The organism is Streptomyces sp. NPDC048275 (assembly GCF_040652275.1).
GTDB lineage: Bacteria > Actinomycetota > Actinomycetes > Streptomycetales > Streptomycetaceae > Streptomyces.
In genome coordinates this window covers 12369-34864 of sequence record NZ_JBEZLR010000068.1, presented here as the reverse complement: position 1 = coordinate 34864, position 22496 = coordinate 12369, and the positions used below count along the sequence as shown (strand labels likewise).

The 22496-nt window shown below is 69.9% G+C and carries 22 protein-coding genes and 5 pseudogenes; 18 read left to right on the top strand and 9 right to left on the bottom strand.

Going from position 1 to position 22496, the window contains the following annotated elements:
- The first annotated feature begins 20 nt into the window (after positions 1-20).
- Together AB0D57_RS31995 and AB0D57_RS31990 are read left to right on the top strand one after the other, a co-directional pair.
- Positions 21-1022 (top strand): hypothetical protein, encoded by a 1002-nt coding sequence (locus AB0D57_RS31995; RefSeq protein ID WP_362080892.1) that lies wholly within the window; start codon positions 21-23, stop codon positions 1020-1022.
- 452 nt (positions 1023-1474) lie between these two features.
- Positions 1475-1642 (top strand): annotated as a pseudogene (locus AB0D57_RS31990) (lamin tail domain-containing protein); the annotation flags it as partial.
- Between the two features lie 252 nt (positions 1643-1894).
- Here AB0D57_RS31990 and AB0D57_RS31985 read toward each other — a convergent pair.
- Positions 1895-4381 (bottom strand): SpoIIE family protein phosphatase, encoded by a 2487-nt coding sequence (locus AB0D57_RS31985; protein ID WP_362080889.1) that lies wholly within the window; start codon positions 4379-4381, stop codon positions 1895-1897.
- 293 nt (positions 4382-4674) lie between these two features.
- Here AB0D57_RS31985 and AB0D57_RS31980 point away from each other — a divergent pair, with 293 nt between their 5' ends.
- Positions 4675-5571: an RNA polymerase sigma-70 factor gene (locus AB0D57_RS31980; protein ID WP_362080886.1), complete on the top strand. Its 897-nt coding sequence runs from the start codon at positions 4675-4677 to the stop codon at positions 5569-5571.
- 285 nt (positions 5572-5856) lie between these two features.
- Here AB0D57_RS31980 and AB0D57_RS31975 read toward each other — a convergent pair whose 3' ends face one another.
- From AB0D57_RS31975 to AB0D57_RS31965, 3 genes are read right to left on the bottom strand one after another with little or no spacing between them, the layout of a single operon-like run.
- Positions 5857-6726 carry a TniQ family protein gene (locus AB0D57_RS31975; protein ID WP_362080883.1) on the bottom strand — a complete coding sequence of 290 codons (870 nt, stop codon included), beginning with the start codon at positions 6724-6726 and terminating at the stop codon, positions 5857-5859.
- Positions 6727-6785: 59 nt separating this feature from the next.
- Positions 6786-7772, bottom strand: a complete 987-nt coding sequence (locus AB0D57_RS31970; RefSeq protein ID WP_362080943.1) for a TniB family NTP-binding protein — start codon at positions 7770-7772, stop codon at positions 6786-6788.
- 50 nt (positions 7773-7822) lie between these two features.
- Entirely contained in the window at positions 7823-7990 is a 168-nt protein-coding gene (locus AB0D57_RS31965) for a hypothetical protein (protein WP_362080880.1), read from the bottom strand.
- Between the two features lie 42 nt (positions 7991-8032).
- Here AB0D57_RS31965 and AB0D57_RS31960 point away from each other — a divergent pair, with 42 nt between their 5' ends.
- Both AB0D57_RS31960 and AB0D57_RS31955 read left to right on the top strand, forming a co-directional pair.
- A complete protein-coding gene (locus tag AB0D57_RS31960; RefSeq protein ID WP_362080958.1) occupies positions 8033-8281 on the top strand; it encodes a hypothetical protein in 249 nt (82 codons plus the stop codon).
- Positions 8282-8357: 76 nt separating this feature from the next.
- A complete protein-coding gene (locus AB0D57_RS31955; protein ID WP_362080878.1) occupies positions 8358-8606 on the top strand; it encodes an integrase core domain-containing protein in 249 nt (82 codons plus the stop codon).
- Between the two features lie 75 nt (positions 8607-8681).
- On the opposite strand, the gene AB0D57_RS31950 is transcribed toward AB0D57_RS31955, so the two are convergent.
- Positions 8682-9485 (bottom strand): winged helix-turn-helix domain-containing protein, encoded by an 804-nt coding sequence (locus AB0D57_RS31950; protein ID WP_362080875.1) that lies wholly within the window; start codon positions 9483-9485, stop codon positions 8682-8684.
- 356 nt (positions 9486-9841) lie between these two features.
- Between AB0D57_RS31950 and AB0D57_RS31945 the strand changes: the two genes are divergently transcribed.
- The gene (locus AB0D57_RS31945; RefSeq protein ID WP_362080872.1) at positions 9842-10318 is read left to right on the top strand and encodes a hypothetical protein; all 477 of its coding nucleotides are present in this window, start codon (positions 9842-9844) and stop codon (positions 10316-10318) included.
- A gap of 325 nt (positions 10319-10643) precedes the next feature.
- Here the strand turns inward: AB0D57_RS31945 and AB0D57_RS31940 are convergent.
- From AB0D57_RS31940 to AB0D57_RS31930, 3 pseudogenes are all read right to left on the bottom strand, one after another.
- A pseudogene (locus tag AB0D57_RS31940) lies at positions 10644-10760 on the bottom strand (transposase); the annotation flags it as partial.
- A gap of 23 nt (positions 10761-10783) precedes the next feature.
- Positions 10784-11017 (bottom strand): annotated as a pseudogene (locus AB0D57_RS31935) (integrase core domain-containing protein); the annotation flags it as partial.
- 1 nt (position 11018) lies between these two features.
- Positions 11019-11668, bottom strand: a pseudogene (locus tag AB0D57_RS31930) (PRC and DUF2382 domain-containing protein); the annotation flags it as partial.
- A gap of 123 nt (positions 11669-11791) precedes the next feature.
- Between AB0D57_RS31930 and AB0D57_RS31925 the strand changes: the two are divergent.
- From AB0D57_RS31925 to AB0D57_RS31890, 8 genes and pseudogenes are all read left to right on the top strand, one after another.
- Positions 11792-12853, top strand: a complete 1062-nt coding sequence (locus AB0D57_RS31925) for a YihY/virulence factor BrkB family protein (protein WP_362080869.1) — start codon at positions 11792-11794, stop codon at positions 12851-12853.
- Between the two features lie 107 nt (positions 12854-12960).
- A pseudogene (locus AB0D57_RS31920) lies at positions 12961-13359 on the top strand (phosphatase PAP2 family protein); the annotation flags it as partial.
- 320 nt (positions 13360-13679) lie between these two features.
- Entirely contained in the window at positions 13680-14099 is a 420-nt protein-coding gene (locus tag AB0D57_RS31915) for a phage holin family protein (protein ID WP_362080866.1), read from the top strand.
- Positions 14096-14566 carry a DUF3618 domain-containing protein gene (locus tag AB0D57_RS31910; protein WP_362080863.1) on the top strand — a complete coding sequence of 157 codons (471 nt, stop codon included), beginning with the start codon at positions 14096-14098 and terminating at the stop codon, positions 14564-14566. The genes AB0D57_RS31915 and AB0D57_RS31910 overlap by 4 nt, the downstream gene beginning before the upstream one ends.
- Complete coding sequence (locus tag AB0D57_RS31905) at positions 14563-14829, top strand: DUF4235 domain-containing protein (protein WP_362080860.1); 267 nt, start codon at positions 14563-14565, stop codon at positions 14827-14829. Before AB0D57_RS31910 ends, AB0D57_RS31905 begins: the two co-directional genes overlap by 4 nt.
- 79 nt (positions 14830-14908) lie before the next feature.
- Positions 14909-15226, top strand: a complete 318-nt coding sequence (locus AB0D57_RS31900) for a hypothetical protein (protein WP_362080857.1) — start codon at positions 14909-14911, stop codon at positions 15224-15226.
- A gap of 201 nt (positions 15227-15427) precedes the next feature.
- Positions 15428-15802: an STAS domain-containing protein gene (locus AB0D57_RS31895; protein ID WP_362080854.1), complete on the top strand. Its 375-nt coding sequence runs from the start codon at positions 15428-15430 to the stop codon at positions 15800-15802.
- A gap of 361 nt (positions 15803-16163) precedes the next feature.
- Positions 16164-17237, top strand: coding sequence for a replication-relaxation family protein (locus tag AB0D57_RS31890; protein ID WP_362080851.1), 1074 nt, complete (start codon positions 16164-16166; stop codon positions 17235-17237).
- Positions 17238-17856: 619 nt separating this feature from the next.
- Here AB0D57_RS31890 and AB0D57_RS31885 read toward each other — a convergent pair.
- Positions 17857-19158 (bottom strand): hypothetical protein, encoded by a 1302-nt coding sequence (locus tag AB0D57_RS31885; protein ID WP_362080848.1) that lies wholly within the window; start codon positions 19156-19158, stop codon positions 17857-17859.
- Positions 19159-19352: 194 nt separating this feature from the next.
- On the opposite strand from AB0D57_RS31885, the gene AB0D57_RS31880 reads away from it, so the two are divergent.
- From AB0D57_RS31880 to AB0D57_RS31865, 4 genes are read left to right on the top strand one after another with little or no spacing between them, the layout of a single operon-like run.
- Positions 19353-19502: a hypothetical protein gene (locus AB0D57_RS31880; RefSeq protein ID WP_167459357.1), complete on the top strand. Its 150-nt coding sequence runs from the start codon at positions 19353-19355 to the stop codon at positions 19500-19502.
- Between the two features lie 21 nt (positions 19503-19523).
- Positions 19524-20696 carry a cupin domain-containing protein gene (locus AB0D57_RS31875; protein WP_362080844.1) on the top strand — a complete coding sequence of 391 codons (1173 nt, stop codon included), beginning with the start codon at positions 19524-19526 and terminating at the stop codon, positions 20694-20696.
- Positions 20693-21601: an aldo/keto reductase gene (locus AB0D57_RS31870; RefSeq protein WP_362080841.1), complete on the top strand. Its 909-nt coding sequence runs from the start codon at positions 20693-20695 to the stop codon at positions 21599-21601. The genes AB0D57_RS31875 and AB0D57_RS31870 overlap by 4 nt, the downstream gene beginning before the upstream one ends.
- On the top strand, positions 21582-22415 hold the full coding sequence (locus tag AB0D57_RS31865) for a hypothetical protein (protein ID WP_362080838.1): 834 nt from the start codon (positions 21582-21584) through the stop codon (positions 22413-22415). Before AB0D57_RS31870 ends, AB0D57_RS31865 begins: the two co-directional genes overlap by 20 nt.
- The last annotated feature ends 81 nt before the right edge of the window (positions 22416-22496 follow it).

Sequence of the window (22496 nt, the reverse complement as noted above, 5' to 3'; positions counted from 1 at the left end):
GGGTGGAGGAGGTGGATGTCATGACGGCGGGAGCTCAGACACGGAAGGTGTCGTGTGTGGTGCATGTGCGCTGCCCCGACCGGCTGCCGGAGGACGTCTACCGGCAGGTCCTCGAGCAGCTCGCCGCGCTGTCCCCGGTCGTCCAGGCCCTGCCCCCGACCGCGGCCCTGGTGGAGCTGAAGGGCGCGCTGCGTTACCACGGCGCGAGTGCCCGCCGGTTGGGGGAGGTGCTGCGGGTGCGGACCATCTCCCGGCTGGGTGTCGACGTGCGGGTCGGGATCGGCCCGTCCATCACGGTCGCGGCCACCGCCTCCGGCCAGATCACCGAGCCGGGCGGTGTCCTCGCCGTCGACCCCGACCAGGTGGCCGACTGGCTCGGGCCGCTGCCCGTCGAAGCCCTCCATGGCATCGGCCCCCGCCAGGCCCAGGAGCTGCGGAACTTCGGCGTGCACTGCGTCGGCCTGCTCGCCGCGATCCCGCCGGCCACCGTGCAGCGTCTCCTGGGCGGCCGGGCCGGACGCCTGGCCGCCGACCGCGCCCGCGGCATCGACCCCCGCCCCGTCACCCCACGCACCCTGCCCACCTCCGCGAGCGTGAGCCGCACCTTCACCCGGCACACCCTGGACGGCGCCGAAGTCCGCGCGACGCTGCTCGACATGGTCGTCACCCTCGCCCTCCAGCTGCGCCGCCGGGGCCAGGCGGCCCGTGGCCTGACCCTGCGGTTCGCCGGAGGCACGTCCTGGGAGAAGACCCGTCGCCTGCCGGAGGCCTCCGCGCACGACGACGACCTGCGCACCCTGGCGTACCGGCTCATCGACGCGGCAGGACTGCAGCGCGGCCGCCTCACCGGACTCATCCTCAGGGGCGAGGACCTGGTCGCCGCCGACCGTGTCGCCGAGCAGATCAGCCTCGACCAGGCCCGCGAAGCCCGCCTGGTAGCCGAAGAGGTCAGCGACCGCATCCGCGCCAAATTCGGGCCCGGCGCCATCCGCCCCGCCACCACACTCCTGCGCGTCTCCTGACCCCACTCGATCCCGCCGTGGACGCCAGGCCCATGCTGCTCCAGCCGCCCGGACTGCCGGGCCCGGCCCACACCACGCCGCACTGGCCTTACGCCACCACGGTCGAACAGGCGCTCGTCGACCGCGGCGTCTCCCGGGCAGCGTCCGCGCCGACCGACTCCCGGGCAAGCGCACGTCCTTGCTTACGCGGGCTGATCCGGGGCCAGACACTCCAGACCGTCACCAGCAGAGCAGTTGTGCTCACGTCGCCAGCCCGCACAGAAGGTCTCTGAAGCCCGGCCCTACGTGAGCTGTACGCCCCGGCTGAGATCGGGGATTGTCAGGGGCGCGGACTACTCTCGATCACATGACCGACGCCCCCACATCCCCGGGCCCATACCCCGTTTTCCCAGGTGAACGAGGTGAACCCGAGGGTGCAGTGGCCGTTCGCGTCGGTAACGCACTCATCCTGCGTGTCCGCTTCTGCCACCGCCCGTCGTCTCGCCGCTGCCGCGCTCGCGGCCGGCCGCTCGGTCTCGGTGGCGGCGCTGCCTGCGGCCGCTGCCGGCCACGCCCGCCCGCACCACCCGAAGGTGGAGATCTCGGCCGTCCAGTACGACGCCCCGGGACGCGAGGACCGCGGTGCGAGTCATCGGCTCCGGTGCGCGAGCGAGCAGACGGACAACGATAGACACCCCCGCCGCTTCCGCGGAGTACCCCCGGCCGCGCTGCTCCTCGGCCGCCCCGTAACCGAGTCCGTCTGCTGATGTGGCACGGTTGTGGCGCGCGCTCGGGGGTTTGCCCGCCTCGTTGCCCTCCGCCGGCTTGAGTTATCGCTCTGCCGCCGGTGGGCGGGTTCATGAGGCGCGGTATGGCTGTTCATCATCGTTTCCCTATGCGCCACTGGGCTGCGGCGAACGTGACGATGACCGGGGGCCGGATGCAGCGGGTATGTCTTGTTCGGCCCAGACGACTTTGCCGCCGGAGACCGATCGGGACCCCCATCGGCGTGACATCTGGGCGACGAGGAAGAGGCCACGGCCGTTCTCGTCCGTGGTGCGTGCGCGGCGCGGGCGCGGGGCGCAGGTGTCGGCGTCGGACACTTCGCACGTCAGGACCCCGTGCTGCTTCAGGCACAGGCGGATCGGGCCGGTGCTGTGGCGGACGGCGTTGGTGACCAGTTCGCTGACGATCAGCTTCATGGAGTCTTCGAGAGCATTCAGGCCCCAGGCGGTCAGCTGACGGGCCGCCAGGTCGCGGGCGTCGCGGACGGCGGTCTGGTCGCCGGGAAGTGTCCAGGCGGCGACCTGGGCCGGGCTCAGGGCTCGGGTCCTGACGAGGAGCAGGGTGACGTCGTCGTACGACGCCTGCCCGGAGATGGTTGCCGTCGCGCGGGTGCAGAGTTCTTCCAGGGACCGGCCCGGTTGCGCGAGGGCGGTGCCCAGCCGGTGCATTCCGTCCTCGATGTCACCGCCGCGGGTCTCGATCAGGCCGTCGGTGTACAGGGCGAGGAGGCTGCCTTCAGGCAGTTCCAGTTCCACGGCCTCGAAGGGGTCTCCCAGCCCGATGCCCAAGGGGGATCCGCCGGGAAGGTCGGGGAAGGTGACCCGGCCCTGGGGGTCGACGATCGCGGGCGGGAGGTGTCCGGCCCGGGCCATGGTGCACACGCGGGTGGCCGGGTCGTAGACGGCGTACAGGCAGGTGGCGCCCACGGCCCCGGGGGCCTGGTCCGAGGCGTCGCAGTCCTCCTCGGCCAGTCGTTGGACCGTGTTGTCGAGCTGGGTCAGCAGTTCGTCGGGGGGCAGGTCCATGTCGGCGAGCGTGTGTACGGCGGTGCGTAGCGTTCCCATGGTGGCGGCGGCGTGCAGGCCGTGTCCGACCACGTCGCCGACGACGAAGGCCACCCGGGCGCCGGACAGCGGGATCACGTCGAACCAGTCGCCCCCTACACCGTGGTCCATGTCGGCCGGCAGGTAGCGCGACGCCGTCTCGACCGCTGTACCGCCCTTCAGCCGGCGAGGGAGCAGGCTGCGTTGGAGCACGAGGGCGGCGGCGTGCTCGCGGGCGTACTGGCGCGCGTTGTCCAGCGACTGCGCGGCGCGATTGACGAGTGCTTCGGCGAGGAGCAGGTCGGTCTCCTGGAACGGTTCCGGATTCTCGGTACGGACGAACATCACCACGCCCAGCAGAGCGCGCCGTACGCGGACGGGCACGACCATCAGCGAGTGCATGCCGTTCTCGTGGAACCGCCGGGCCAGTGCCGGCCGCGCTTCGACCCATGGGCGGTCGAGGTGCTGCTCCAGGTAGGGCCTGCCGGTGCGCAGGACGGTGGCGAACGGTGAGGTGGACGACATGGGGACCGACTCGCCGCGCATCCACGGGGATTCCGGGATCCCCGGGTGGATCGAGGCTTGACCCGCTCGTCGCAGGACAGGCGCACGCTCGGCTGTGGTGCCGACGTGGACGGCCGGCCCCTCGCCGAACTGAACGGACTGCTCCAGGTCGACGGCCGCGTAGTCGGCCAGCAGGGGCACGGCGAGGTCGGCCAGGCCCTGGCTGGCCTGCATCACATCCAGGGTCTTGCCCAGTCGTGCACTGCCTTCGGAGATGGTGGCGAGGCGCTCGCGCATCCGCCGGTTCTCGGTGACGTCAGCGCTGATCACGCATACCCCCATCGTTTCGCCGTCGGCGCCCTGCAGGCAGTGATAGGCGGCCGCGAACGGGTGCCGGCCCTGGGCGGTGGGCAGCCACGCCCGGTACTCGTGCACCTTGGTGGCGCCGCCCTGGAGGACCTGCCGCATCAACGCCTCGATGGCTTCGGTCTTGGCGTCGCGCGCCGCTTCGGTGAGTCGCCGTCCGAGCCGTCGGTCGGCGGGGATGCCGTCGTGCTGCACCATGACGTCGTTCGCGAAAGTGCACCGCAGCTGCGGGTCCCGGATGACGACTCCGATGGGCGTCCGGGCGAGGAGCGGGCCCCGCGCCAATCCGCTCAGCACGTCCCCGGACAGTGCGCCGCCATCGGTCAGCGAGGCGAGCCAGCGCCTTGTCCCGTCCTGGCCTCGCAGCACCGTGATCCGCATGCTGACGTCGACCATGTGACCGTCGCGGTGGCGCACCGCCGTCGCGCCCGGCCAGCCGTTCTCGGCGATGCAGCGCTCGACGAAGGCGGTGGTCGTCACTGCTGTCCCGAAGGACGGCACCACCAGGGCGGCGGACCGGCCCACGACGTCTCCGGCACCGTAACCGACGAGCCGCTCGGCGGCCTGCGTCCATCCGACGACCGTCCCCAGTTCGTCGAACAGCGCGACTGCCGTATCAGATATGTCGAGCCCGTCGAATTCGTTACCGGCTGTTACGTTCTGGATACTGTCTATCGTCATCGGGATGCTGTCCTTGTGTGGCCGGGGGAGCGAGAGGTCCGTTTTCGCCCTGTTCGATTGAAAGGCAAACTAGATCTCCGTTTTGTGACAACTCCGCGAACTTAACTGACAGCAACTGCTTCGTTGCGCTCAGCGTCGGGCTGTGGGCACGGTGCTCGTACGTTCCCGGTAGGCGAGGGCGTCCCCGCCGTCTACGGGGGAAACCGCTTGTGGGGAGCGGGACACCCGCCCGTCTCGGCGCGCGCCCCACTGTGACGGCCAATAGCATGGTGATCAAGAGCTGGAGGCCCCTCATGCGCGCCGGTGAAGACGCAGACTCCCTTGAGCAGGCAACGAGGGATTTCGTGGCAGCGCGTCCCCGGCTCTTCGGCATCGCCTACCGCGTGCTCGGCAGTGCCGTGGAGGCCGAGGACATCGTCCAGGACGTGTGGCTGCGGTGGCAGACCATCGACCATACCGACGTCCAGGAACCGGTGGCGTTCCTGGCTACGATCACCACCCGCCTGGCGATCAACTGCGCCAAGTCCGCCAGGATGCGGCGCGAGTCGTACATCGGGCCCTGGCTTCCGGAGCCGATCGACACCAGCGCAGATCCGCAGTTGGGGGCGGAACGAGCAGAGGCGCTCGACATGGCAGTTCTCTTCCTTCTGGAGAAGCTGAACCCAGTGGAACGGGCCGCTTACGTGCTGAGAGAAGCCTTTGGCTATCCGTACAAACAGATCGCAGAGATCCTGGAGACGAGCGAAGTCAATACGCGCCAGTTGGTCAGCCGCGCCCGGAAGTATCTGTCGGCGGAACGCAGGGAGCCGGTCAGCTCCACCGCTCACCGGCGTCTGCTGAAGGCGTTCGTCACGGCGGCGCATAGCGGCAATCTGGCGGCGCTCGAGGAGCTTCTCGCGACCGACGTGGTCAGCTACGCCGACGGTGCGGGCATACGCGGAGCCTCCAAGATCCCGATCGTCGGCCGAACGCACGTCTCCAAGACCCTTGTTGCATACTCCCCGCGTTTCTGGCCCGAGACAGACATCCGCTGGGTCGAGGCCAACGGCAGGCCGGCCGCTCTGGTCACAACCCATGGCAACCCAGTGGCTCTTGTGACCGCCGATGTGTCGGAGCGAGGCATCGAACGCATCATGTGGGTAGTAAACCCAGCCAAACTGACTCCCTATGTAGCATCACTGAACAATTGAGGCAGCCGGGCGCACTTGTGGCGTAGCTGACGCGTCTGCTTATTGATCTTGGTTTTGGCCTGGTGTTGCTCAGGTGTATTGAGCGGTGTGTTCGTTTCGTGGGGGAGGTCTACGCGAAGCCAAGTGTCCGGCGCTGGACGATACGTGGGCTGAGCTGGGTGTTTGGTGTTGCGCAGTGTGCTGGGTGGGGCAGCGGTTTTTGCGCAGAGTGGCTGGCGCGTCTATAGGTACGGGGACTTGTCGGCCGATGCGCTGAGGTCGGGGCAGCAGGGGCATGTGGGTGGTTCAGCGGGTGTGCAGGCGTTGCCAGAGCAGGTCGTGGTCGGCGGGTGCGAGGCGGGGCAGTTGGAGGCGGCCGGCGAGTTGGTGGAGGAAGGCGGTCTGCTGTGTGCGGGTCAGGGGGTGCGCGGGCAGACGGTCGAGGGCCGCGGCGAGGGTGAGGGTCTCGGGATAGGTGATCAGCTCGCGGCAGGTCAGGGCGGGAGAGGCCGGTCCTGACGGCATGCGGGGGTTGGCGGTGGTGAGCCGGTGCAGGCGTGTGTGCCAGCGTTCGTGTACGTGCTGTTGGTGGTCGTACCAGCGTGTCGTGATCGTCGATGCCCAGCTCATGGAGGTCGGTGTCGCTGGGCGGCGCGCGCTCAGGTGGGCTTGGGTGAGTTCGGGGACAGCTCGGATGCCGAGGGGCGCGGGATGCCGGGGGTCGCTGGAGGCCTGCTGGTGGCGTGTGCAGATCATGATCCGGGGCAGGCCCGGCGACGGGTGGATCCACGCGGAGGCTGCCGCGTGCGGGCTGCGGCGGATGGTGCAGGCGGTACACGCCGGCAGTGGTTGCAGGGCGGTCTCGAGGGCGTGCCAGCTGGCGGTGGCCGTGCCGTGCGCACCGGTGTTGGCCGACGAGGGCGCGGGCGGGCGCAGGTGGGGCAGGGCACGGGCGAGGTGCGTGATGGGGATGCGTGTGAAGCCGGACAGGCGGCGGGCGGCTTCGGCGCTGAGGCGGATCTCGGCGGCGGGCGGGGCGTTCTCGGTGCCGGTGACGGTGATGCAGAGACCGTCGAGGAGATGGGCGGGGGTGAGGCGGTAGGCGGCGGCGAGGCGGGTGAGGTAGGAGGCGGTGGCCTCGCCGGGCAGCGGCCGTACGCACAGCGGGCCGGGCACGGATGGCCACATGATGGCGGCCCGCACCGGGGGCGATGGCCTGGTTGCGGCCGGGGAGGTCACCGGCCGCTGGGGCGGGTGCGGCGGCGGGCGGGGTTGCGGGGCCGGTAGTAGTGCTCTTCGGCGAGGTGGTCGAGCGCGATGCCGTCCAAAAGTGTCTTGGTGATGCGTTCGCTGCTGTCGAGGATGGCTTCGATGGCGGCTTGGCGGATCAGACGGGAGAGGCTGCCGATCCGTCCGGCGGTCCGCTCGTGCAGGTAGGGGGCCAGCTTCGGCAGGCTGCCTGCCCGGTGGGCATGCAGGTCGAGGGCCTGCTCGAGGGCGGCGATCAGTTCCCGGAACGGTTCGCGCGATCCGGCTCGGGCGGGCAGCGCCCCGCAGTCGATCAGGGATGCTCGTCCGGCGAGTTGCGCTCCGCGTACTCCGGTGAATACGGCGCTGGCGGTGACGTCGATGCCGGCGTAGACGAACGTCGCGGGTACGCGTTCGGTGAGGTCTTTGAGCCAGTCGGCGGCTTCCGCGCCGGTGGATGTGCGGGGGTTGAGGCGGTGGATCTCGTCGATCAGCACGAGCTTGACCCCGGCCGCGGTGTAGGTGTGGCAGACAGCCGTGGTGATCTGCGCGGTGGTCATGCGGGCGGTTGTGGGGATGCCGAGGTAGCGGGCGAACTCCCCGGCCAGGGTCTTGGCGGTGGCGCCGGGCGGCACCAGCACATACGCGACGGGCACACTGTCGTCGCCTGGGGCGGCGCGGCGGGTGTGGGCGAGGTGGCAGGTCCGGCCGACCTGCAGCAGCGCGGTGGTCTTGCCGGTGGTGGCCGGCCCGGTGACGATCAGGGACGGACGTGCGGTGACGCGCTGATGCCGGCCGAGGATCATCAGCGTGCGGACCTGGCGTGCCAGGGTCTCGATGGCCGGGGTGCGCACGGTGACGAACTGCGAGTGGTAGGCGAGGCGTTCTTCCAACGGCCGTGGTGCCTGGCCCGGCTTTGGTGGCGTCGGGGGCGTGGCGTGGGCGAAGCGGGCGAAGGCGTCGAACGTCGTCACCGTCCCCGCGGCTGCCTCCCCGTCACCGGGGGCGGGGGGATCGGTACGGGTCACCACAGTTCGGCCTCCTGGTCGGCGTCGTACAGCGTGAGTGCGCCGGTCACCGGCAGCGGGTGCGCGCCGGGCTCGTCGGCGCCGGCGTCGTCACGGGCCTCAGCCTGGGCTCGGGCTTCCAGTGCGTCGAGGCTGTCCTCAGGCTCGGCCTCGTAGCGGCTCACCGCTGGTTGGCCGCCTGCCGCCTGGGGGGCTGCCTTTGCGGTGTGCGTGCCCGGCGTCGTCCTGGGCGGTGCTGGCTGTGCCGCAGTGGTGGGCCGGGCGCGGCGCAGGACATGGTCGGCGGCGTCGGCGAGGGCGGCCTCGTGTGCCTCGCGGTCGCCGCGCTGGCCACCCGGTGGGCGGCGGAGGATATCCAGGCGGTCGCTGCCACCCTCAACAGTCGCCCTCGCAAGAGCCTCGGCTGGAAGACACCCGCCGAAGCCCTCAACGACCATCTACTATCGATCACATGAGCCGGTGTTGCATCCACTGGTTGAACCTGGTGAATACACAAGTGACGAATTCCGAGCCGAGATACGTCAGTTGCGCATGAGGCAGTCGATGGGACGTGTCGGCTCTTGTTACGATAACGCTGCTGCGGAAAGCTGGTTCGCCGTCCTCAAAGCGGAGATCGGTACCACCGTCTGGGAGACCCGCCAGGCTGCCCGGGCCGACGTCCTCCGCTACATCGAGATCGAGTACAACCGCAGCCGACTCCGCAGGCATCCCGAGTACGGGTACGTCACCCCGCTCGAAACGAGAACCTTGCTCAGGCAGGACCTCACCCCCGCAGCGTAAACACCCGCTGTCCAGGCCCCGGGGGGAACTTCAGCCCTACCTCCGGCCCGTCCCTTGGAAGGTCGTTCGCGAACCTCATCTGGCGGTGGTGTCGTTTTGGAGGAGGGCTGCTCCCAGAGGGGTGAGGGTGTGCTGGACTGCGATGCCGGTGCGAGTGGTGGTGATGAGGCCGGCGTTGCGCAGGACGGTGGTGTGCTGGCTGGCTGAGGGTAGTGAGATGCCGATGCGGTCGGCTGTCTCGGTGGTTGTGGCCGGGTTTCGGAGGGCGGCGAGGACGGCGGCGCGGGTCCGTCCCAGCAGCGGTCCCAGGGTGTCGGTGGCAGTGGTGGGCTGTTCGCCGGCGTGCAGCGGATGCATCAGTGTCAAGGGCTCGCCGGAGCGAGACCCGTACATCGGGCCTTGGACGAAGTACGACGGTATGAGCATCAGGCCCCGGCCGTTTAGATGGATCTCGGTCAGGGCGCACGGTGAGGGGATGTGCCACGTCGGCGACTCCCAGCGCCAGCCGGGAACGAGGGTGGCCAGCATGGCATCGATGCCGCCGCGCAGCAGTGTCTCGGCCCGCAACGCCCGGTCGGCGACAGCGGTGGCCTGCATCTGCGGCCACAGGGGCGCGAGGGTGGAGCCGAAGTAGCGCAGGGTGTCATGCGCGAGGATCTGCCGGCCCTTGGTGGTGCCGTCGGCGAGCTCCCGCAGTTGGGGGCGGTCGCGGACGTGATGGGGCAGGACGGCGATTTCGTCCGCCAGTTCCTGATCCGGCGTCCGCACCGCCCGGTCGACACCGCCGTGCAGGTCGGGGGTGGTGGGCTGAACAAAGAAGTCGAAGATGCCGCCCTCTGGGGGGTCCAGGCCCCGGAGGATCCCTGCCCGTGGGGCCACGCTGTGCGCGATCGCCTGCTGCCACTGTCTCAGGCCGGGGCGCGACCGGACTAAGCCAGTCGGTTGGGTGCGTAAGTAGCGCACGCTGAGCGCCGTTTCCAACAGTGCGTTGGGCACAGGCGCGACGGTGATCTGACGTAGGTCAGCCTCGGTGAAATGTATGCGCAACATGAGCCCGATTTTTTCGTGCGCCTGACCCTTTTGGCTACAGATGAATGGCATGGCGACCGGAATGAACTGGCGGCAGGCTCTTTCTCACCAGCTCGCTAGGGGCACCCAAACAGTATCCGAAGTGCTGAACACCGCCCCCAACGGGGTGAGTACACACCATCCAGGCGAACGAAGAGGGAGAGAGTATGAACACCTTGAGCGGACAGTCACGGATGAGGAAGCGCGTATTACGCCCGCTCGTCGCCGGAGCTGCGGTGATGGCCGGGCTGGCCCTTACGGCAGGGCCCGCCTCTGCGGCCGACGGCTGGCAGAGCACCAACGACGTGGCGGGGGATCCGCCTTCTGAAGTGGTCTGCACGTCCGACATGCGGATCGGGAGGGCGTGCTTCCAGCCCTACGGCGAGTGGCTCTGGCTGAAGGACTCGAAGACGAACGGTGAGCCGGTGGCGATGGAGTGGAAACTGTTCGCCGGCCAAGACCGCGAAGGCGTGGCCTACTGGGCCGGTGGCTCCGCCGCCGGATGGACCAACCTCAACAAGAGCTTCCCTGACACGGATGACGGAACCCCAAACATCGTAAGCTTCAGGGTGTGTGAGGTTGATGTGCCCAGCCAGACCATCGTCGAGGACACGTGCAGCGCTCGGGTGAGCTCGATAGCCTGACCCCTCGCGGCACAGGACGTGGCACACCTCCGCCGCCGACTCCTTTCGGCTGCTTCTGCTCCGCCCGGCGCTCGGGGCCTGGGGAAGCCGCCCGGTCATGGGCCAGGTCTGCGGACTGCGCGGGCGGGAGATCCGCCCGCGCAGCGCCCCGCAGCTGATCAGCCGACATTGCGGCTCACGCTGTGCTCGTGGCGCACGATGCGCTCCCGTAGATCCTTGGCCCGACCGACCGGGGTCCGGAAACCCGGACGCGGTCAGAGCCGGTCGGCTCCCACCGAGCAGTGTGTCGATGGGAGCTGCCGGAAGGGCCCGCGATCCCGGCGAAGGCCAGGAAGTGGTCGGCCTTGCGTTCGTAGCGACGGTGCAGGCGACGGCACCCGGCCAGCCACGCCACCGTCCGCTCCACGGTCCAACGGTGGCGGCTGAGGGGCCTCGCGTTTTCCGGACAGGCATCTGACCGTCTATTCACGCGACGATTCGCAACTTCTCGTACTCGGCGTGGACTTCGCGTGGAGGGCGGTAACCCACCGCCGAGTGGAGGCGTTTGCGATTGTACCAGAATTCGATGTAGCGAGTGATGTCCTGCCGGGCAGCCTCGCGGGTCAGGTAAGTCGCCCTTGATACACGCTCGTTCTTCAGGGCGCCGAAGAATGATTCGGCCATGGCGTTGTCGAAACAGATCCCGGTGCGGCCGGAGGATCACCCGCTCGACCGGCTCGGCCGTGGTCTCCACGACGGGGCGTTCGGCGTGCAGGGTCACTTCGTGCTCGGCTTCGCTGATGTCCGGGCCGGCGGTGGCGTCGTCGCGGTTGGCGTCGGCGACCGGTTCGCGTTCGACGCGGACTTCTTCATGGCGTACCGGGACGGTCTTTTGGACCTCTTCGGCGACGACGTACTTACGCAGGCGGGCCCGGCCGACCTCCTGGCGCTCGGTGCCGACATGCAGCTGCTCCTCGGAGCGGGTCATCGCATCATCCGTGGTGCCGGTCTCGCCGCCGGTGCCAAGCTGGGTGGCCTGTTGCCAGGCGGCGTCCCAGTCGATGCCGTAGTACTCGTACAGGCGGTGTTCCTCATCCTCGGACAGGTGTCCGCCGGCGTCGACGTCCACGTTGGGGGCGTCCTTGACCTTCTCCTTGGGGAACGGGACTTCCAGGTGGTCTTCGACCAGGCTGGCGTCGGAGATCGGTACGAACGACTCGCTGGTGCCGAACAGGCCGGTCTTGACGCTGACCCATTCCGGCCGCCTGGTGACGTCGTCGAGGACACGTGCTTGGCGTCGCCGATCTTGTTGCCGTCGGTGTCGTAGACGGGATGGTCCAGTACGGTCGGGATCTGCTCTCGGATGATCATCGTCATCCCCTCTCCACTGGCCTCCCTGTCCGATTAGCCATAAAGATCCGCAAAACACATAAATGCCAGCATTTCATTCGTGGATGCTGGTATGGGATGCGCTCGCTTGGATACCCGCATGGGATGGTACGGACACTGAAACGGCATGGAAGGCACGGCGGGCATACCGCGGCCGACCAGGAGGTCGGGGCCGGGCGGGGGACGGGTGCCGGACCGGATGAGCAGGTGGAGGAGCAGGCGCCGGACACTCCGACGGACTTGCCCAAGGGCTCGTGGGGGAGGGTGCTGAAAGGCACCCTGAAGGAGTTCAAGAAGGATGAGCTGACCGACCGGGCCGCGGCGCTCACCTACTACGGGATCCTGGCGCTGTTCCCGGCCCTGCTGGCGCTGATCTCCCTGCTCGGTATCGTCGGCCAGTCGGCGACGCAGCAGGTGCTGGACAACATCCAAAAACTCGCCCCGGGTGCGGCGCGCGATGTCCTCAGCAACGCGGTCAAGCAGATGCAGGGCAACGCCGGAATCGGCTCGATCATGGCGATCGTCGGTCTGGCCCTCGCCATCTGGTCGGCCTCCGGCTACGTCGCCGCGTTCATCCGCAGCGCGAACGCGGTCTACGACGTTCCCGAGGGCCGACCGGTGTGGAAGGTGCTACCGGTCCGCCTCGGTGTGACGGTGGTGCTGATGATCATGGCGGTGATCAGTGCGCTGATCGTCGTCTTCACCGGCGGCCTGGCCCGTCAGGTCGGCACCGCGCTGGGCATCGGGGACACGTTCTTGACGGTGTGGTCGATCGCGAAGTGGCCGGTGCTGGTCCTCCTGGTCACGATCATGATCGCGATTCTGTACTGGGCGACGCCGAACGCGAAGGTCCGCGGCTTCCGCTGGATCACACCGGGCAGTTTCCTGGCCCTGGTGATCTGGATGATCGCCTCCGCCGCCTTCGCGTTGTACGTGGCGAACTTCGCCTCCTACAACAAGACCTACGGAGCGCTCGCCGGCGTGATCGTCTTCCTGGTGTGGCTGTGGATCACGAACCTGGCGATCCTGCTCGGCCTGGAGTTCGACGCCGAGATGCACCGGCAGCGCGCCGTCGCGGGCGGCCATCCGGCCGGCGAGGAGCCGTACGTCCAGCCGCGCGACACCCGCAAGTGGTTCGAGGAGGACCGCCGCCGCCTTGAGTCCTGAGCGGCGAGATCACCGTCACAGGGCCCATTCTCGGGCCTTGCGCGTTGGCGACGTCGACTCGATCACGGGACCGGTGTGGGGCAGCCCGGGACGGGAAGTCGCTGGTCATGAGAGTGATGGCAGATCTGCGCGCCGGGGACCGCCGGCTGGCCCGGCGGTCGATCGCGTCGGGGCCGCCCTGGGTGCGGCGGGTCGCGCCCGCGGTTCAGGAGGCGGCCGAGCACACCAAGCTGTGGTGGGCGGCAGCCGGGGTGATGGCCGCCGCCGGCGGGTGGCGCGGCCGCACGGCGGCCGCAGCCGGGGTGACGTCCATGGCAACGGCGCAGGTGCTGTCCAACGCGGTCGCCAAGAAGCTGTACCGGCGCCGCCGCCCGCCACAGGAGTGGGTGCCTGCAGAAGAACTTCAGGATCGCCCGGACAGCTCCTCCTTTCCCTCCGGGCACACGGCTGCCGCCTTTGCTTTCGCCGGTGCCGTGGCGCCGGTGTGGCCGGCCGCCGGTGCCGCTTGCGGGTTGTCGGCGGTGACCGTGGCCGCGGAACGGGTGCACAGCGGTGCGCACTACCCCCTTGGACGTGGCCGCTGGCGGCGCCCTCGGGCTGGCTGCGGCCGCCCTGGTACGGGCCGCACCGCGGCTGCTGTGGCGACGTGTGCTCTGACGAGCGGTGATGTGTCGCTGCCGGGGTACTCGGACCCGCGATCAGACGGTGGAAGGAGATCGCCGATTGGTCGCCACCCACGGGCAGCCCAGACCCCTGGCGAGCACGAACGGACACCGCACCTCGCAGGGCCTGCCGCAAAACGCCGACGAAGGACAGGTGAGCACCCATGACAGCAGAAGGCTCCCCCCGCCCGAGCGGCGGAGCGCAGGAACCGGTCGGCGACCTGGTTCAGCGTGCCTCGCAGCAGCTGTCGCAGCTGGTCCGCGACGAGATGCGCCTGGCGCAGGCGGAGATGACCCAGAAGGGCAAGCGGTTCGGCAAGGGCGGCGGCCTGTTCGGCGGCGCCGGGCTGGTGGGTGTGCTCACTCTGCAGGCACTGGTGGTCACCGTGATCGCCGCGCTCTCGCTCGTTATGGATGTGTGGGTGGCGGCGCTGATCGTCACCGCCGTGCTGGCCGCCGTCACCGCGCTGATGGCGGCTCTGGGCAAGCAGCAGACCAGCAAGGCGTCCCCGCCGACGCCGGAGCAGACCGTGGACAGCGTCAAGGCCGATGTAGCCGAGATCAAGGAGAAGGCGCAGCGATGACCCAGGACAAGCCGAACACCGGCGATGAGGCCACACCCACCCCGGAGGAACTGCGTGAGCAGGTCGAGGCGGATCGCGAGGAGCTCGGCGAGACCGTCGAGGCGCTCGCGGCCAAGACCGACGTCAAGACCCGCGCCCGCGAGAAGACGACGGCCGCCAAGCAGCAGGTCGCCGAGAAGACCACCCACGTCCAGGCCCAGCTGCGGGACAAGGCGACGCACGCCGCCCACGTGGTGCAGGAGCGGACCCCGGAGCCGGTGCGCGCCAAGGCCGCCGCGGCCACCGGCCAGGTCCGCGACAAGGCAGCTCATGCCGGGCAGCTCGCCCGGGAGAAGGCTCCCGAGCCGGTGCGCGAGAAGGCCAGCCAGGGCATACAGGCGGCACGCGCCAACCGCACCCCGCTGCTCGCCGCGGCCGGTGCACTGATCGCGCTGCTGCTCATCCGCCGCTCCAGGAGGCACCGATGAAAGCCGCGAAGATCGCCTACAAGCCGGTCGGCATGGCCATGGGCGCCATCAGCGGCGTGCTGGCCGGTGCGGTGTTCAAGCAGGTCTGGAAGAAGCTCGGGCACGACGAGGACGCCCCCGACGCCACCGACGAGCAGCGCACCTGGCGCGAGGTCCTGTCGGCGGCCGTCCTGCAGGGAGCGATCTTCGCCGGTGTCAAAGCCGCCGTCGACCGCGGCGGCGCCACCGCCACCCGCCAGCTGACCGGCACCTGGCCCGGCTGACCTGACCCGTCGACGTGCGCCGCACCCCGACCTGGGCGGACGTCGAGGGCCGGTTGAGCCGTCCTTAAAGGAAGGACACATGGTGACCGCGCATCCCCCGCTTGCCATGACCGCGGCAGTCGTCACAGTCGTCGTTCTGGCGACGCGCTGGTGGGCAACTCCGCACGAGCGGTTCAGCCATCGCATCCGCTCGCTGGTCCTGCCCTCGCATCGGCCCGACCCCGACCCGTCTCAGCCCGTCGACCGGTTCAACGGCGCAACCGAGCGGCATCCCCAGACGCTGGATGCCGGGGCCGAGGTGCTGCGGGAAGCCGAGCAGCTCGTGAGCCGGCAATGGGACCGGCTCCAGCCCCTCTACCCCCACCACCCCGACGACCCCCGATCTCACAGTCGCTAGACCATCAGCGGTAGCTGCGGGGATGTACTGGCTCGTCGGTTCAGAAACCGGCCCTCACCGGGAATAGGCGCAGTCTGCGTCACCTTTTGGGCTTACCTCGTCGATACCCCGATTACGGCCGCAACAGCGTGATGCCGGTGCTGGTCGCTAGGCTCGGCAGGGCTGTCCGGGTGGTTCCCGGCAAGGCGGTTGGGAGACGTGGTGGCTGGTGTTTCCGTGGTGGATGTGACGGTCTCGGGCACGTGTGTGATCGCCCGGGTCAGCGGCGAGATGGATTTCACCACCCGCCCGGACTTCCAGGAGCGCTTCGACGAGTTGGTCGCTCGTGGGGAGCGGTTCATCGTGCTGGATCTGTCGGGGGTGACGTTTTGCGACTCCGCCGGGCTGAACGCGCTGCTGGTAGGCCGGCTGCAGGCGGACAAGCGCGAGGTGGAGTTTGTGGTGGCCTGTGTGCCGCAGCATCTGCGGCGGATCCTGCAGATGACGGGTGCCGATCAGGTGCTGCGGTCCTCTGAAACCGTCGCCGAGGCCGAGGCGGAACTTGCCCTGAGAGGCCCGGCTGGAGGCCGGGCGTGAGAGTAGGTATGCGCTGCTGGTCATCAGGCGGCCCGCCGCCGTGGGCGGGGCGGTATGCATCTGCCGTGTGGTCTTGCGGGCGAGGCGGTGGGGGGCCTGCCCTTGATCAGTGCTTCGCCGTTTCCCACGGTTGCGTTACATGCAACATCGTGGCGCCGGGAGATCAACGCCCCAGGCCAGAAGGCGTTCTGTCACCGAAACGAGCGGCATCGACATAGCTCGTGAGCAGGTCTGAGGCCATCCGTTGGTCGCGGCGAATGATGCATCAGCTGAAATTTCGCCTCTTTAATGTCACACGAGCATGATCATCCGGACCTGTATTAGGTGACAGCGGATCTCTGTCGGGAGAGCCGCGCACCTGATGAGGAGCTCTACCGTGACGTACACCAGCAGCGCCCGGCAGCCCGGACAGGACCCGCACTCAACGTGGACAAGGGGTGCCGAGCGCCCTCCAGGTGGCCCGGAGAGCAGTGCCGCGTCCAGTGCCGCGAACGATTCCAACGTCGTGCCCATCACTGCAGCTCACACTGCCCGCCAGGGGGCCCACCGGCACGCCGACACCTCTCTCCCTTCCCCTGAAGAGTCAGCGAAGGGGAAGAAGTCCACTCCCACGGCCGCGAAGGTGCGGGCTGACGCGCTGCGGATGCTGGGGTGCGTGCGGATAGCCACGGTTCGGCAGATGGCTCAGGTGAACACGGCAGAGGACAAGGACGGCCGGTCGTACGTGCGCAGGGCGATGTCGAAACTGGCGGAGCTCGGACTGGCGGAGACGAACGGCAAGGTGGGCAAGCACCCGATCTGGAACCTGACCCCGGCGGGGCAGAAGGCTCTGGCCGACGGCAACGAGCTGCCGCCCCGACCGAAGGCCGGCACCGGAGCGAAGGCCGTTCGCGCCGGGTTCGGCCCGCACGGCATCGCGGTGACCGACACGATCCTCGCCTACGGCAGCAGGCGCTCTCTGACCGACTGGCAGGTGGAGGTGAACCACGCCATCAAAGAGACCGGCCTGAGCTTCAACACCGACGCCGTCCTCGCCCAGCCCACGGCGACCAGCGAGGTGCGCCTCTTCGAGCTCGACAACGGCACCATGACCCGGGCCCGCCTCGCGCGTGAGGTCTGGGACTACGAACGCTACGCCGGGCATCGCGTCTGGGAGGGAGCGCGCGGCACCATCGGCAGCATGTTCCCGTTCTGGCAGCGCCACCGTTACACCCGCTCCGAGCGCTTCCCGCGGCTGCATGTCGTCCTGGCGGGCATGGAGGAGCACCTGCTCGACAACCGCCGTCAGGCGCTCACTGCCGACGTCCGGGGCATTGCCGTCGCGGTGTGGGTGAACACCCTGCCCCGGCTGAAGCGCGGCGAGCCCTGGTACGAGATCGGCGTCGATGACCCGGACCGGCGCCGCGCCCGATATCCCGAGCCTGCCAGCCGCTGACCGCCGCGATGCCGGGCAAGCCCTTCTGAGCGAAGGGCTTGCCCGGCGCGGCCTGCCTTGTGGCCCGGGGGGCGGAACGGAATCCGAAGTTCTCGCGCCACCGCGTGGGACGGATCGGCCCACAGGCCGACCGCGCCACAAGGCGGGCCGTACACAGGACACATGAGACGCAGCCGAGAAGAGACCGAGCCGGACCTGCCGGGCAGCCTGTGGCACGCCCTGTCCCGGCTCCAGCGCACGCACCCCGAGCCCGTGGGCCGGATCGGGCCGCTCGCCCGACCGGTCGCGCTGGTGTCCTTCGCCGCGGCCACCGACATCGTGCTCTCGGCCCGCGTCCAGCTGTCCGGCGCGGAGACCATGGACGATGTGCACGAGACGCTCCGCACGCTGACCCGCGGCCTGTCCTGGGACACGCGTTACACCGGTCCTGACGTCGCGCTGGAGGTCACGCTCGGCAAACGGCAGGAGCTCCCGCTGCACGCGGCACATACCGTCGGCCTCACTCGGCTCTTCCATAACGCCGCCGGCACCATCGGCGCCCGCAGCACACCAGGGGGAGGGCGCTGCGTTCACTGTGAACGGCACCGGGCTTGCCCGCCCGCTGTGGGAGCCGTCGTTCTCAGCCGGCCACGACGTCGCGTAGTTCCCGTACAGCGCGCTCGCGGTGGTGCTGGGCGGGGATCGCCTCATACAGGTCCAGGGCGCGGCGGCGGACCAGGCCGGTGCGGTAGTCCGCGGGCAGTGCCGTCAGGGCGTTGACCGTACGACGGCACGCTTGCTCGGTGTCGCCGTCGTGATGGGAACACGCCGCCGCGTCGATGTTCAGCAGGGTGCGCGTCATGGTGCTGGTCGGCGCGGACAGCTCCAGGGCGCGCTCCTGGCTGACGTGGGCGAGGCGGGTGTCCCCGAGCGTGGTGAACGCGTGGCTGAGGTGGACGTGGTGCTTCTGCTCGCCGTACGTCAGCCACGTGTCCGACCGCTCGCCCTCGGGGAGCCGGTCCATGAGGGCGTCAGCGGCCTCGAGCGCGGCGCGGGCCTGCTCGCTCTGGTGGTTGAGGGCATAGGCGCGGGCGGCGACCGCGGCCGCCAACGTTGCCGCGGCGGTCGGCCGGTGCCCGGCGACGTGGCGGGCCCGTTCGGCGAGGCCGGCCGCTGCCTTCGGGGCTCCGTAGTTGAGCGGGACCATCGCCTCGCGGGCGAGGACCCAGGCGTGCAGCTGGTCGTCGCCGGATTCGGCGGCGGCCCGGGCGGCGGTGGCGAACCAGGCACGGGACTGCTGGCGGCTGCCCAGGTCGTGTAAGACGATCGCGGTCATCCCGGCCATCTGCCCGGCCGTACGGCACAGCCGCGCCCTGACCGGGGCGGGCTGCGGGACGGTGAGCAGCGGGCGCAGGGTCGTGAAGTCGGAGACCAGGTCGGCGAGCACACGGGTGGGTTGCTGGCCGTGGTAGCCGTACCCGTAGCTCTCGGCTGCGGCCTCCAGGTCGGCGAGGTCCTCCAGGGCGCCGGGGGAGAGGGTCTGGTCGACGTCGGTCCGGGCGGCGGTGAGGGCGGCGAGCGCCGGAGCGGTGAGGCCGGCGGCGAGCGCGCCACGAAGCAACTGGCGGCGCTTCATCGGATCATCTTCTCCATGGTGGGACTCCGAGCTGAGAGCGGCGGTGTCCTCCCAGGGTTGCGCAGCCAGTCCCAGGAAGGCACCGGGAATGCGCAGACCGCCGGAGATTCGCTCGACAGTTGCCAGCGCGGTGACAGCCGCGGTGCCCCGGGCGATCTGGCTGACACGCTCGGACTTGAGCACGCACGCTTCGGCGATCCGGTTGAAGGAGATTCCCGCCTCGTGGGTCATCGCGAACACCACGGTGAAGTCCCGCTCGCGCAGGGCCCGGACGAACACGGGGTCGGCCAGCAGATGATGCGGCACTTGGGCGGGTGACGGCGGTAAGTCGTCCACAAGTCCCCCAGAACTCTCGTGGAATGACGAAGCGTCAGCCCAACGACCATACCCACCGTGGGGGCCCCATGACGGGGTTATCGCCAGTGCTTTCCGTGGCTGTACTGGCTGGTGTTCGCGGCCGTGCCGTCCAGGGCCCGGCCGACCGATCAGGAGGAGGACCCATGCAGAGTCCCGTCCAGCCCCCGCCCGCCACGTCCGGTCCGTCGACCGGCGGTCTGGTCCGCTCCCGCCGGGCGATCGTCGCCGCCCGGGGCCGCAACGCCATCCCCTCGGACGGTGGCGGCACCGGCAAGAGCGACGGCAACGACTGACGGATCGGGAGCCCTGACGCGATGACGCACACGTCCATCGCGGCGTGCCTGGGCGAGGACTTCCTCGCCCAGGCACTGCACCGCGAATACCGCCACGTACCCGGCGCGCTCGATGTCGCCGGACTGATGACCTTCGACGACCTCAACACCATCCTGGCCGCGCACCGGCTGGAGTCGCCGCGTATGCGGCTCTCCCGCGATGGCGAGACGCTGCTGGTCGGCGGGTACACCACTCCGGTGGCCACGCGCCGTCACACGGTGTGGCACCGCCTCCACCCCGCCGAACTGCACGCCCGCCTCCAGGAGGGCGCCTCGCTCGCCCTGGACAGCGTCGACGAACTCCACCCGCCCCTCGCCCGCCTCTGCGAAGCGATCGAGCGCGACTTGCGCACCCGCGTCCAGGCGAACCTCTACGCGTCGTGGACCAGCACCGAGGGCTTCGGCGTTCATTGGGACGACCATGACACCGTCATCGTCCAGTTGGACGGCGCGAAACGCTGGCGGATCTACGGCACGACGCGGGCCTACCCGCTGTACCGCGACATCGAGGACCCCGGCGAGGCACCCACCGAGCCGATCGCCGACCTGGTCCTGCACCCCGGCGATGTTCTGTACGTGCCGCGCGGCGTGTGGCACGCGGTCTCCGCCGACCAGGGCGTGCGCTCCCTGCACGTCACCTGCGGCCTGCAGACCTATACCGCGACGGACCTGATGGCGTGGGTGTCCGAGCAGCTGCTCACGCACGAGGACTGGCGGCGCGACCTGCCGCTGCTCGCCGCGCCGGACGTCCAGGCCTACGCCGTGGACCAGATGCGCAAGCGGCTCGCCGAACTGCTGGACGACCCGACGCTGCTCGCCCGCTACCGGGCCGCGATGGACGGGCAGGCCGTCGGCCGGATGGTGCCGAGCCTGCCGTACATCGACGGCACCCCGGCCGACCCCGGCCTGCGGGTGCGGCTGACGACCGCCCGCGCCGTGCTGGAGGTCGGCGAGGACGTGGTGACGCTGTCCGCCGCCGGGAGCACGTTCGAGTTCGCCCCGGCAGCGGAGGCGGTGCTGCGCCCGCTGGTCGACGGACGCACCGTGGACCTGGCCACGCTCGCCGACACGGCCGGCCTCGCCCTGGAGGACATCGCCGGGCTGGTCCAAGAGCTCGTAGCCGGGCAGGCCGCGACGGTGGGGAGCCTGCTGTGACAGCGGAGCTCGCTCTGGGCACCTACCGGTGCCAGGCGATCCCGGAGGCGGCTGCCCGTGCGGCCGCCTCCGGCGCGCAGTGGATCGACACCGCCCCCAACTACGCCACCGGCCAGGCACAGAGCCTGCTGGCCCCTGCCCTGGCCGCCCACCCGTCCCTGCGGATCGCGACGAAGGCCGGCTACTTCACCGCGGCCACCGGTGCCGATGCCGTGAGCGCTGGTGTCCTCACCGAGGACCAGGCCGTGGTCGGGCACAGCCTCGCCCCGCCATATGTGCGCTGGCAGACCGGCCGCAACCGCGAGCAGCTCGGGCGCGAGCGGCTGGACCTGGTCCTGCTGCACAACCCGGAGCGCGCCCACCCCGGCGACCGCCTGGCCCTGCACCGCGCGATGCGGGAGGCGTTCGTCGTCCTCGAGGAAGCCGTGGCAGCCGGGCACGTGGCCGGGTACGGCATCGCCACGTGGGCGGGTCTGGAAGAGGAGGCGTTCACGGTGGGGGAGCTGCTCGCCCTGGCCGCCGAAGCCGCGGGCGGCCGTCACCACCTGGTCGCGGTCCAGATGCCGGTCAGTCTGGTGATGATGACGCCGATCGCGCAGGCCCTGGACGGCCGGGGGCCGCTCCCGGCCGCAGCCGGGGCGGGGCTGCGGGTGATGGCCTCTGCTCCGCTCCACGGCGGTGAGCTCCCCGGCATCGTCGACCAGGAGCTCGCCGACCTCATCCGGCCGGCCCTGACCCCCGCACAGGCGTGCGTCCTGGCGGTCGCGTCATGCCCAGGAGTGACGGACGTCCTCATCGCCGCTTCCAGTGCGCCACACTGGAGTCAGGCGGCCGACGCCGTCGCCCAACCCTTGCTGACCGCCGCCAAGTTGCGGGAGATCACTGGTGTACTCGCCTCCCCTTGACCCGGACACCGAACAGCGCATGCGCGCCCATCACGTCCGCGCCGCGAAGGCCTTGGACGTACGAGTCGAGTCGGGCGGGGAGTTCTGGGGGTGGGCCGGGCGCACCCTGGGTGTCCCGGCCCGCACCGCCACCGGGCAACGAGTGTGGCTGCGGCTGGTGTCCTGTCCGCAGGACAAGGCGTCGGGGAAGCTGTGGGAAGGCGCCCTCGATGCCCAGCACGTCTTCGGGGACCTTGACGGGCGCCGGCCCGCCCTCCTGGCTGTCCACGACGCCGTCGACGACGGCACCGCCTACCGGGCGGAGCTGTCGGCCCGCGTGGACCAGCCTGTCCTGTCCGACGACCCGGTCCTCCAGCGCGACCTCCAGCTTTCGGACTCCTGGTGGGAGGACCTCGCCGGGACGCTGGCGAAGGTGGCGGCCGTCGACACCGACCGCGTCGCCGTACGTCAGCAGTACATGGACCGGGCGATCCCCGAATTCGTGGGCATCCCGTCCCCGGCCGTGACCTGCTGGAGCGCCGCCCACTCCGATCTGCACTGGGCTAACGTCACCACGCCGCTGAGGCTTCTCGACTGGGAGGGGTGGGGGCGAGCTCCGCAGGGGTTCGACGCCGCCACGCTCTACGCCTACTCGCTGCTCCAGGAGAACGTCGCCGCCCGCGTCCGCGATGCTTTCCCCGTCCTGGGCAGCCCGGCCGGCCTCGCCGCCGAAGCGACCGTGTGCGCCCAGCTGCTCCAGACAGTGGCCCGCGGCGACAACCTCACCCTCGAAGACCAGCTCCGTACCTGGGCAGAGGAACTGCGCCGCCGCTGAAAGAGCCGCCCGGTTGCCGCTGAGGAACACCGGCTGGGCCGTCATGGTCGGGGCGACCACGGACCCCGACCGATGGCGGAC